The 11,687-nt window shown below is 67.7% G+C and carries 7 protein-coding genes and 2 pseudogenes; 1 reads left to right on the forward strand and 8 read right to left on the reverse strand.

Going from position 1 to position 11,687, the window contains the following annotated elements; genetic code table 11:
* Positions 1–8 precede the first annotated feature (8 nt).
* The 3 genes and pseudogenes from ACY0PA_RS35470 to ACY0PA_RS35480 all read right to left on the reverse strand — a co-directional run.
* Positions 9–383: pseudogene (locus ACY0PA_RS35470) on the reverse strand (integrase core domain-containing protein); the annotation flags it as partial.
* Between the two features lie 91 nt (positions 384–474).
* Positions 475–3,012 (reverse strand): serine/threonine-protein kinase, encoded by a 2,538-nt coding sequence (locus ACY0PA_RS35475; RefSeq protein ID WP_473081511.1) that lies wholly within the window; start codon positions 3,010–3,012, stop codon positions 475–477.
* A 28-nt stretch (positions 3,013–3,040) separates the two neighbouring features.
* Complete coding sequence (locus tag ACY0PA_RS35480; RefSeq protein ID WP_473081512.1) at positions 3,041–3,976, reverse strand: FHA domain-containing protein; 936 nt, start codon at positions 3,974–3,976, stop codon at positions 3,041–3,043.
* Positions 3,977–4,616: 640 nt separating this feature from the next.
* Between ACY0PA_RS35480 and ACY0PA_RS35485 the strand changes: the two are divergent.
* Positions 4,617–4,895, forward strand: a pseudogene (locus ACY0PA_RS35485) (transposase family protein); the annotation flags it as partial.
* 293 nt (positions 4,896–5,188) lie between these two features.
* Here ACY0PA_RS35485 and ACY0PA_RS35490 read toward each other — a convergent pair.
* The 5 genes from ACY0PA_RS35490 to ACY0PA_RS35510 all read right to left on the reverse strand — a co-directional run bounded on the left by ACY0PA_RS35490 (position 5,189) and on the right by ACY0PA_RS35510 (position 11,649).
* A complete protein-coding gene (locus ACY0PA_RS35490; protein ID WP_473086626.1) occupies positions 5,189–5,554 on the reverse strand; it encodes a hypothetical protein in 366 nt (121 codons plus the stop codon).
* A gap of 1,104 nt (positions 5,555–6,658) precedes the next feature.
* Entirely contained in the window at positions 6,659–7,606 is a 948-nt protein-coding gene (locus ACY0PA_RS35495) for a cyclase family protein (protein WP_473081513.1), read from the reverse strand.
* 34 nt (positions 7,607–7,640) lie between these two features.
* Positions 7,641–8,930: an MFS transporter gene (locus ACY0PA_RS35500; RefSeq protein ID WP_473081514.1), complete on the reverse strand. Its 1,290-nt coding sequence runs from the start codon at positions 8,928–8,930 to the stop codon at positions 7,641–7,643.
* 2 nt (positions 8,931–8,932) lie between these two features.
* Positions 8,933–10,270 carry an alpha/beta hydrolase fold domain-containing protein gene (locus tag ACY0PA_RS35505; RefSeq protein ID WP_473081515.1) on the reverse strand — a complete coding sequence of 446 codons (1,338 nt, stop codon included), beginning with the start codon at positions 10,268–10,270 and terminating at the stop codon, positions 8,933–8,935.
* Positions 10,267–11,649 (reverse strand): 2-hydroxycarboxylate transporter family protein, encoded by a 1,383-nt coding sequence (locus tag ACY0PA_RS35510; protein ID WP_473081516.1) that lies wholly within the window; start codon positions 11,647–11,649, stop codon positions 10,267–10,269. Before ACY0PA_RS35510 ends, ACY0PA_RS35505 begins: the two co-directional genes overlap by 4 nt.
* Between the last annotated feature and the right edge of the window lie 38 nt (positions 11,650–11,687).

Genomic DNA, 11,687 nt, shown 5'->3' on the forward strand with positions numbered 1-11,687 from the left:
GCTGCTGGTCAGGCTGCGTATCCGTACTCGTTGATGATGCCGCCGAGTACTCGGGTGCGGAGGAGTCGACGCGCGGCCAGGTTGGTCGGGGGCGCTGGGTGCTTGTGGGCGAGGGGTGGAAGCTGTCCTCGGGCCTGGTGCGGGCGATGACGGTTGTAGTGCCGGGCGTAGGCGTCCAGGGCCCGTCGGGCGCGGGCCTCGCTGCATATCAGCAGGTGGTCGAGGACCTCGCGCCGCAGGGTGCCGATGACCCGTTCGCAGTGCGCGTTCATCCGAGGAGCTCGCGGCGCGGTTTTCACGACCTCGATGTCGTCGGCCGCGAAGACTGCATCGAAGGACTCCGTGTACTTCGCGTCCCGGTCGCGGAGCAGGAAACGCAGTGATCAAGGCCGTCACCTGGGCGGATGATTTATCGGCACCCGCAGTGTTCCAGCCTGGGGCTTGCTCAGGCGCACGGCTCCGGGACCAGTGTCCTCATGCCTCCCACGAGCCGATCCCGTTCCAGACCCGCGCCACCACATCCAGCGCCCCCGGGGTCTGGCACAGCGCACTCGCCAACTTGGCCACCTCCCGCATCAGCGTCTTGCCTCCCTTGCGATCAAGTTCGTGCCCGAGCCGTCTGATTTCGACCTGGCTGTGGATCCACTCGTCGGCTGGCCGTCCGGAGCGCAACACTTCCTCCAAGTGGGGCCCCTTGAGCCACAGCCGCTGCTGCTCCCGCGTCAGCCGGGATTCCCATCGCTCACCTTCTCTCAGCAGGGTGAGCAGTCGCTGGGCATACCCGTCCACCTCTTCTTGCGACTCACCCGCGCTTGTCCGGCCGGGTTCTTCGAATACCGGGATCGGGATCGTGAAGCCGGCCCCGGAGAGGGGGTTGGTGGTGTCGTCGATCAGGCTGTCGTAGTAGGACCGGGGCGGGTCGATCCGATGCACGTCCGACAGCTGGTCGGGAGGCCACACGACCGGCCGGAGCGGCGGCCGCAGCACCTTCGCTAAGGCGAAGGGGACGCCCTCGGCATCGGTGCCGTAAACGACCTCGGTGTGGTCGTTCGTCCCGGCCCCGGTGTGCCGTTCGCTCACCAAGAGCGCGATGTCGGCCAGTTCTCGCCCGTCGCGGGCGCGGACGATGTGGGTGCGGTGCACCGGAACCTCGTTGATCAGGAGATCTGGGCTCGCCCCGAGCAGTGCGGTCCGCAGCCAGTCGTCTTCCATGACCGGGACCGGACCGCTGCGGACGAGGAACGCCGTCGAAACCGGTGTCTCCGGCATCACATGACCCCAAGGCCGTGTGCGACCGGTCGCCTTGGCCCACGTCATTCGTTGCCGGCAGTCCGGGCATGCGAGGGTGTCGAGACCGTAGGAGAGCGGCTTGTTGGCCCCGGCAGCCGTCCGGCACGGGCCGCAGAGGGTGAGCGCGCAGTTCACACACTGTGCGAATGCGGTCGACCCCATGTTTCCGCCCGGAGAGGTGCCGGCCAGAACGGTCGCGCCGAAGGCCAGCCAGCTCAGGCTGCGGCAACGCCCGCATTCGACACGGATCGGGTCGAACCGAGGGTCCTCGTAGTCCAGTTCGGTTGGCGGCTCAGGCGCTTTGAGCAGGTCTTCCCTGCTGGTCCAGAACACCAGACTCGCGAGCTTCAGTCCCAGGACGTGGTTGCGTGGCAGCACGTACCGGACGATGTCGAGGGCGCTGTGAAACCGGCCCTTCTTGCACTCTGCCTGGACCGCCGTGATCTCCTGGTCCCGCTCCTTCTCGCTCTCGTGCCCGGGTAGAGGGCCCTCCCTCAGCGCCCAGGGGTCGACCCCCGAGAACCGAGTGACATGCCCCGTTGACGGGAACACCTCGGCACGCGGCGCGCCGGGGACGGCGTCCAGCGCGAGGTGCGGGGACGCGTCCGTACCGACACTCAGAGACCTCAGGGCCTGCGCGTGCTCGGTCAAGCCGCGGTCATCGAGAACATCCGCGCCGAGGCCGAGCGCCTCGGCCCGGGTGCGGGCGTCCGTCCCGGAGAACAGGACGGCGGTGTTCACCGCATTCAGCGCTCCGTCCTCGTCGCCCTCCCGCCACAGGACGTGAGCCCTGGAAAGAGCGCGACGGGCGGAACGGTCTTCTCCCGATGCCGGTGGACGGTCGGGCTCCGTCCGCGCGGGCACCCCGAGGCGTCCGATTGCCTCCAGTACTGCCCAGAACGTCTGTATCCGTTGGTCCGGTTCGTACGCAAGGCATGACGCCAGGAAGCTCCGCACATCCTCGTCCGGCACGTGTGAGGCGAGGGGGTGGTCGCCGAACGAGAAGTCCAGGAAGAAGGATCGACCCGCCGGCGATCGGTAGAACTGTGCCTGATCGACGTCCTGGTCGCCGGGCAGCGATCCGGTCAGCATCTCCAGGGCGATGAGGCCGAAGGAGTACACGTCGCAGCTCTGGCTCACGTTGCCGGTCGCCAGGACGACCTCTGGGGCCTGGTATCCGAGTGTCCCGGTCGTGGCGGCAACCGAGGGGTACCGGACCCGTTCCACGCGTATCTTCCGCAGAAGTCCGAAGTCCGCCACTCTGGCGGCGGTGTCGACACTGGTGAAGAGGATGTTCTCGGGCTTCAGGTCGAGGTGCGCGACCTCGCCTGACCGGTTGGCGTGGGCCATCCCTTCCGCAATGTCCCGCAGCACCGGCAGAGCCATCTCTCGGGCCCAGGGGCTGCCGTGCAGTCTGTCGCGCAGCGTCCCCGCGTCCATGTACTCCAGGAACAGAAACGGCTGCTCACGCCTGTCCAGCTCCACCGCGACGACGGGCACCACGTTGCGGTGCCGGGGCAGGACCATCTGCCGCAGGACCTCACGTTCCAGGAACGCCGAAACGCCAGTCGTCGGAAACTTCAACGCGTAAGGCTCTCCGGTCGCGGTGTCGCGCACGCGGTACACCTTGCTGGACGCGCCGCAGCCGATGAACTGCTCGACCGTGTAGGTCCCGAAGAGGATCTCGCCAATCTTCGGTTCCCGCGCCGGATCGTCACTCACGAAGGCCCCCTGTGCCGCGTAGGTACGTTCAGTCGATGGATAGGGAGACACGCTCGGTCAGCTGCACCTCGTCACCGCTGCGCACGGGAGCACTGTCCCCTCGCTCCAGCCGGGCCACCGGAGCCCCGTCACGGACGATGGTGGACGCCCCTGCGGCGCTTCTGTGCACGTACGCCCAACCGTTGTTGTCCAATTCCAGTGCGCCGTGCGAACGGCTGATGTCCGGGCGGTCGATGTCGATGTCCCGGTGACTGCGGCCGACGGTCACGTAATCGCTGGCGGTCGTGTATGACGAGATCTCGGCTCCATCGACGGTCACCCGCAGGTCGAGGCAGTTCCGCAGCGTTCGGCGGGGGGTGTCCCGCGGACGCTCGTAGGTGATGTGCAGGGGCCCGGCGACATCAGTGCACAGGACGTCGCCGTTCTCCAGGAGGACGGACTGCTCGTGACTCCGCACCTCTCCGCCGGCCCGCTCCAGCACGACGGGGCCGGGAAGCGCCGGGAGCCAGAGATACCCCGGCCGGCCGTCGGTGTCGTCGGACCAGCGCAGTACGCCCGCGGCGCCGTCCCGGCCGGTCGTCCGCACGAGGAAGCAGTGGTCGGGGCCTGGCACGAGCGCCATATTGAGCGGACGGCCGACGAAAAGCGGCCGGGCGCCGGCAGTCCGCCCTTCATGGAGTACGAGCGTCGCCGGGGCCTGCGGCGCCGTGTCAGCCAGCAACGGCGCGTGTCCTGACCCCGGCCGGGGTGTCCGCCACGACCTCGGGCGCAGCCCTCTCGCAGTCCGCAGCTCGGCCCGCACCTCGACCCAGTCGCACGAGTTCGTGCGCCACGGAACAAGGAACCGGAACTCCTGACTGCCGGGCAGTTGTCTGCGCCGGCCGGAGACGGTCCACTCCAGGCGGCTGGTGCCGACGCCGGTCACATCGCGGACCAGTTCCTGCCCAGCGCGTGTGCGTCCCAATTCGCCGCGCACCTCGATCACGGCAGGTTTCAGGGAAACGGAACCGGACTTGGTGAGCTGCACATCGGTGTAGTCCGCAGACGGCGACGGCCGGCAGGCCACCGGGGGGTGATGTCCTCGGGGCGCGCACAGTTCGGCCGTCACCAGGAGAACGGCGTCCGTCCTGGGGGCTGGGAACCGCACAGACACCGGGACCGTGACTGCCAGGTAGGGCCGCGCCGCTTCCGCGCCTGACAGGCCAGCGGCTTCCAACGTGTGCTGTGAGGCCGCTTCGCAGGTGATCCGCCCAACCTCCGCCCAGGGCACCAGCGTTGTGTTTCCGGATACTCCGTCAGCTGTCGACACAGGATCAGTCTCGCGCATGCAACACCGGCAGACTCGGCCTTCGCACTTCTTCTGACCGCTTCTCCCTGCTTCACTGGTGCCGCCGCAGAGACCAGCCAGCTGATGGACTGCATGGCTGTCAGGCCGGGATGTTCCCCTCGAGGAAGGCCGCGGTGTCGTTCTGGAAGGTCTCGATCCACTGGCCACGTCCCTCGCGCAAGGGTGGCCAACCTTGGGGATTCCACGACGGCACAGGTCGCGCAGATCGAGTGCCGTGACATCGTCCCCGTACTGCAGTCCGCTGGCTGCCCGTCAAGTGTCTGACCTGCGACCTTTCCTGGATCTGCTGCCCGATCCCCGTGCGAGGCGGGGCCGCTGGTACTCGCTGACCGCGATCCTCCTCGCCTGTGCCTGCGCGGCCGTGTCCGGAGCGAGGAGCGTCGACGAGATCGCCGAGTGGGCTCAGCGGGCCTCGGACACTGTGCTGACCGCCGTCGGGGTGCGCCGGCATCCGCTGAAGTGGCGCCGTGCTCCCTCGCGGACCACGATCGGCCGCGTGCTGGTGGCCGTTGACTGTGACGCCCTGGACCGGGCGGTCGGCGCCTACCTCGCCAACCGGAACGAGGCGGGAACGGCTTCGGGACAACGGCAGGTGATCGCCGTCGACGGCAAGTCGCTGAAGGGATCGGCTCGCCTGTCCGCCGGCCGCAGGCACTTGCTCTCCGCGGTCACCCACCACCGGGCGGTGACCCTCGCCCAGGCGGAGGTCGGCGCGAAGACGAATGAGGCCGCGCACTTCCAGCCCTTGCTCCTTCGACGCGCTCCACTCGGTCCGGGCGAATGTAACCTGGCTGGTCGGGACGAAGAACGCCCACTACATTGCGATGATCAAGCGGTCAGCCGACCGCCTACCGGCAGCTCGCGGGCCTGCCCTGGCCGGACGTCGCCATCCAGCACACCGCCTCCTTCGCCGGACACGGCCGCCGTGAGTCCCGCTCCCTCAAGACCTGCGGCATCGCCGACGAACTCGGCGGGATTGCCTTTCCTCGCGCCCGCCTCGCCCTCCGTGTTCACCGACGCCGCTGGCAGACCGGCCGGCGCGAGAGCCGCGAGACCGATTACGCGGTCACCAGCCTCGACTCCCACCAGGCCACACCCGCCGAACTCGCCGTCGCCGTCCGCGGCCACTGGAGCATCGAGGCCCTGCACCACGTCAGAGACGTCACGTTCGCCGAGGACGCCTCCACCGTCCACACCGACACCGCACCTCGGGCCATGGCCACCCTCCGCAACCTCGCCATCGGCCTGCTCAAGACCCTCGGAGCCACCAACATCGCCAAGACCACCCGCGCAATCCGAGACCGAACGAGCCCTCCCACTCCTGGGCATCACCAACAACCCCGACCCTCACGGAACTTGATCAAGCCCTGCTTGGTAGGGGAGTTGCTCTATAGGCGCGTAGCGCCTCAGACGGACGGCAAGAAAGTCGAAGAGTCGCTGTCTGTGCTTTGCGGCCTCGAAGGGCTGAAGAAATCTCTCGAACGGCATTTACTGAACTACCATTTGAAGGCAGTGGCGCTCAACGGACAACACAACTCATGGGGAGCGACCCGCACTTGACTTGGGGGTCAAGGGGTCGCAGGTTCAAATCCTGTCGTCCCGACAGAGATGTCAGTTAAAGCCGCAGGTTAGGGGCCATCTTCGGATGACCCCTAACGCGCGTTCGGGAGCGGAGTGGGAGCGGCGTCAAGCGTGGGTTGACCCGAGTCGCCGAAATGCGGCATTCCCGCCGAAGGCGTTGGTGCTGGTAGAGGCGCGATTCTCGGTCAAGGGGTCGAGATCCACGACCCCTTGACGGATTTCTGGACAAGGGGTCGTCGAGAACACGACCCCTTGACTGCTTTCGATGACCCCTTGACCGGGCGGGCTCCGGGTCTCGGTGGCCAGTCCCTCCAGTTTTTGAACGCGGGGAGAGTCGTTCGGGCAGGTCACGCGCGAGGGCGAGGGGTTCTGTGGTGCTCCTTCGTGAGCACATGTCTGTTGGGAGCACGCAGTCGGGAGCCGTGGAGCGCTCTCGCACGCTCCTCGAGCTGCCACGAGCCCCCCTTCGCCAGGCTGTGCAGGCGGCCGCGGGTCGTTTCCATCCGGGCCGGAGCCGAGGTGTCCTCGCCTATTGCGCCGCGATTCTCTGCGCTCTCACTCCCCGCCCAGCTGTCGCCAGCACCGACAGGATCCGTCGACGTCCCTCACATCCGGGGATCACTGCGCGGCCGTTGACACTGGTCCGGGCCTGTCCTGAGATCCAGGCCTCGTGCAGGCCTGACCCTCACTCGTGGCGAAAGCGCGCGGGTGAGAGGTCTAGAAGATCGCGATGGGGTTGACGGGGGAGCCCACGGCCCCGGAGACCTTGATCCCGATTCCGGTCAGGAAGAACTCCCATGTGCCCAGGCGCGCGCACGTCTCGGACAGGTCTTCGAGGTTGAACATCTCGCCGAGGGTCATGCCCAGGTCTCGGATCAGGACCATGTGTACGGGTGCCAGCACGCCCTCGATTCCACTGGGCCTGACCTCGACGGCGAAGTTGTCCGCAGCGATCGCGGCCACCTGGTGTTCGTGCAGCCACGCGCACGTCGAGAAGCCCATCCCGGGTTCGTCGGGGCCGAGGAAGGTGTCGTGGTTGCCGTTCAGGAAGTGCTGGTACCAGCCGGTGCGCACGAGCAGGATGTCACCTGGCCGCACTTCCACCCCCTGGGCGCGTGCCGCCCTGTCGAGGTCGTCGGGGGTGATCTCGTCCCCGCCCTCCATGACGTCGACGCCCCTCAGCCGGGCGATGTCGAGCAGGACCCCGCGTCCGACGATCCGGTCCACCACACGGTCGAACGAATTCTTCGTCGCACCGTCGAGCGCGGTCATCGACGTGGCGGGGTAGCCGTTGTAGATCTCGCCGTCGTAGCCGACATGGGACAGCGCGTCCCACTGGGTGCCGGCCTGCAAGGGCATGCTGACGACGTCGTCGGCTGCCATGGCTCCTGCGGGAAATTCGACGTCGGTCAGGATCTGCGTCATCCGATGGATCGGATTGAAGCGTGCGCAGAACCCTCGGCCGTTGTGCGGTCCATTGGCGTCCAGTGGCATCCCGAGGTCGACGGTCTCCCCGGTCCTGATCATCTTGGCCGCTGCGGCCCGCACCTCCGGGGTGATGAAGTTGAGCGTGCCGATCTGGTCGTCTGCTCCCCACCGCCCCCAGTTGCTGAGCTTCGCCCCGATCTCCTTGAACTTATCGTCAACGGTCTTCGCTATCGACATGTCGCTCCTGAGAGTTGGTTGGGTGCAGCTGTGTTCAGACGTTGCCGCTGTGTTCGGGCAACTGCCTCGGGGCCGGCTGTATATGGGCCCTTCTGCGGGTCGCCCGGCGTACGAGCAGGTGGGTTACTGCGGAGAGGATCATCGCGCCGATCATGGCGACGAACGCCGGTGCGAAGGAGTCACCGCTGACCAGTACACCGATGACGATCGGGGCTGAGAAACCCGCGATCTGCGGAGCCATGTTGACCGCACCCATGTAGGTCCCGGCGCCCGAGGTCGGGACTGTGTCCAGCGGCAGGGAGAATGCCGGGCCCATGATCATGTAGGCGAAGAAGAGGCCGCAGATCAGGAACATCTCCGCGATGACGGTACTCTCGGCGATCCAGACACCCGCGACGCAGAGCCCGGCGGCCAGGAGTCCGGCGACAATGAATTCCGTGCGTCGCTCGGCGAGCACCCTGTTGCACAGGAACGAGCCGATGACCATGCCGAGGACGCCGGCGATGTAGGGAAGGCTGGAGTACGACGCCAGGGTCGACAGGTCGAGGTGCCGGTACGTGACGAGATAGGTGGGCAGCCAGGCGTTGAGGCCGTACAGCGTGAAGGCGAGGAAGAAGATTCCCGCGAACTGGCCGAGCAGATGAAGGGACATGAGGTTGCGCAGCTGAAAGCCCTTGTCGGACTGCACCGATCGCGCCGCGGCTTGCGGCGCGTCGACCCGGTCCCGTGAATCGCGCATCAGCAGCAGCACGAGAGCGCCGACGACGATTCCGGGCACCAGGGTCAGGTAGAAGACCCAGCGCCAGCCGGCGTCGCGGATGATAGGTGCCGCGATCAGGGGCGCCAGCGCAGGGCCGATCGCAGCGGACGTCAGCATCATGCCGAGGGCGAAGGTACGGCGGCCGTGCCCGAACCAGTTGGCGATGACGCGGTACCCGGTCGGCGGCGCGATTCCTTCGCCGACGCCCATCGCGAAGCGGACGAGCAGGAGCATCAGGAACATCTGCGCGACGAAGCCGCTCAGTGCACTGAACACGGACCACGATGCGATGCCGACGAGAAACCAGCGCCGCTGTCCGAACTTGTCGCCGAGCCATCCGCCCGGGATCTGGACCAGCGTGTAGCTCAGGAACACCGCCCCGCTGATCAATCCGATCTGGGTCGATGTGTAGCCCAGTTCGGTCGACATGAACGGCGCCACGAACGCCATGGCCTGCCGGTCGAAGAACGAGAGGATGTTCGCCAACCAGATCAGGCCGATGATCACCCAGGGATACCAGGCGCGCGTCGCCCATCGGTCGGTCCGGTGACTGGTGCGGTTCATGGTCACTCCCCTGCCGGCGTTGTCGCCGGGGTCGGGCCGTCGGTCCGGGAAAGCTGGCCCCTGGGCTCGGAGAGTTGTCTCCGGCGGCCGGACGTGTCGACGAAGAGGAGGTCGCGTCCGGCGTCGGCCGACGCGATGACGCGAGCGAGCCAGATCTGGTCAGCGGTAGTCTTCGGCACGGGCGGCAACTGTTCCTTCCGAGTGGTGGGTGGGAGGCGGTCATGGGGTGGCGACGAACTCCGGCCGACGGCACGGGATGTCCGCGTACTGCTCACGATGTGAGGCAGGTCCGGTGACGGGCGGCACCTCTTCCGGCCGCTCGGAGCGGATTGCGCGGCGCGGCCCCGGCGAATTGCCTTCCGGCGGCCCCCGGCGGGTCGCCTACCGGCGTCAATGGGGAGCGGAGAGGTGCCGGGCGAAGAACGAGGCCACGTCGCCGAATCCGAACACAGCGTCCTGGCTCTTGCCCGTCGCGCCGCCGTGGTGCCGCGCGGCAGCGGCGCCCTCTGCGGCCAGGCGCCCGCCGTCCAGCAGGGCGTCCGCCGCCAGATCGCCGCGCCGGGCGGCGTTGAGCGGTAGCCGTCGAGAAGGTACAGATCGCTTTCCGCGCCGGCTGCGACGAGTGCCGTGTGCAGGTTCCAGCTGTGGCACCACGAGACCAGGTCGTCGGCCGTGCCATGGCAGATCTGGAACGGTGGGGCGTCGGGCCGGAGATGGTGGAGCGGGCTTGCCGTTCGCGCGAGCTCCGGAAGCTCGTCGGGGGAACCTCCGAGGAAACGGTCCGTCCAGGAGGGGCCGTTGAGGCCCGGGAGGGTGGTCAGTTTCGGCGGGGGCGCAGACGTCGTCATGCCGGTGGGGGCGTACGCATCCGACACTGCGCGTACAGAGACGTCGCCGTGGAGATCGCCTTCGCCCGGCAGCTGTGCCCTGTGGCCCAACAGGCCTGCCAGTGCGGCGAGATGGCCGCCGGCCGATGCGCCCCAGAGGTCGAGTGCGTCGGGGGAGATGCCCAGGGTGGAGGCGTGGGTGCGCAGGTACCGGGTGGCGGCGCGGACGTCGAAGAGCTGGGCGGGGAACGTCGCCTCGTGGCTCAGGCGGTACTCGATGCTCGCCACCGCAATGCCCCGGGAGGCGAGGGCACCGTGTTGCTCCGGCATCTTCTTGCGGTCCCCGCGGACGAATGCGCCGCCGTGGATCCATACGACAACCGGGCACGGACCTGCTGCGTCGGCCGGGATGTACAGGTCGAGCATCAGGTCCCGGCCGGGATGCCGGGCGACGACCAGGTCCGGACGGACTTCGGTCCTGCCGTCGCCGTGATGCCGGTGAGAGCGCGTCATGTGAGCAGCGGGGTCAGGAGCGAGGTGACGAAGAGGACCAGGGTCCCTCCGACACGGTTCGCCACGGTGGCGAACGGCATGAGGTGCATGCGTTCGCTGGCGGAGAGGACGGCGACGTCGCCGGATCCGCCGGTGTCGGCCATGACCAGGCCGGGTGCGATGGCTGCCTCGATGAAGTAGAACTTGGCCAGCCATCCCAGTGCACCTGCCGTCATCCCGGCGAGCAGCACGGTGGCGACCGTGAGGACGACGAACCGGGGGTCGCTGAGGGAGGTCAGGATCTCGGAGATGCCGATGGTGGCGATCGAGATCCCGACAAGGAGGGGTGGTACGAACAGGGTGGTGGCCAGACTTCCCCAGGCGGCCGTCGCGTCCTCCAGGTCGGTCGGAAGCAGGCGGAAGATCTTGACGGTGACGGCGAGGAGGGTGGTCCAGGCGTAGGCGTGCAGGCCGGGGGCGAGGTGTTCGAGCATGGTGCCGGCGACGAGAAGGGTTCCCGCGATGAGCAGCCCCTGGCCCAGGGCGAGGAGGTTCGCCTGGGTGACGGACTTCGGCGGTGCGAACTTCTCGGAACCGTTCTCGATGCGGAGGAGCTTGCCGTCCCCGTTGAAGCCGACGAAGGGGCGGATCTTGCGCTTGCCCAGGCCGTTGAGGAGGGAGGCGCAGAGGATGCAGACGATGTTGGCCAGGAGGACGGTGGAGACCAGGCTGCCGAGCAGGCTGCTCGCTTCGACGCCGAGCCGTTCGCCGTACATCTCGCTCATGGGGAGGGCTCCGAGCGGCAGTCCACCGGCCATGATCGGCGCCGCGATCATCAGCATCGCGTCGGCGAAGCCGTAACCCATGGCCGCGCCGAGCAGGCCGATCACGATGAACACGACAGCGATGGTGCCGACGACCGGGACGGCGAAGCGCACACCGGCATTGATCAGCAACGCACGCGGCATGCCCAGAATGGCGCCGGTGATGACCGCGATGAGGACGAAGTCGGAGAACCCCTCCTTGTCCACGAACGTGGTTACCAGATCGACGACTTCCTTCGGCAGCACACCCGCGTACACCAGGAGGGCAGGCCCGAACACACAGAGCAGGATGGGCAGTCCGAAGTCCCGCAGCACGGGCACGCGGCCGCCGATCCAGGTCAGCAGCCATCCCATCGTCATGGTCACCACGAAACCGGAGACCATCCCGGGCGGCAGGCTGTCCGTGTACACAGCGGCGATCACCGCGGCGAGGATCGCCGCGAACACCCACACCGGCATCCCGCCGATACGGAGACGGCTCGTGCGTGACGTTCCTTGTCCGTCGTCCCCGTCGTCGGTCGGGGCGCTGCCCTCGGTAGGTGATTGATCGGCGAGGGCCCGTTTGCGGATGAGCATGATGGTTCTCCTGGGTGGGAGTCGGCCTGCGCGGGGGA

This window comes from Streptomyces sp. DS1-CR2, assembly GCF_055760475.1.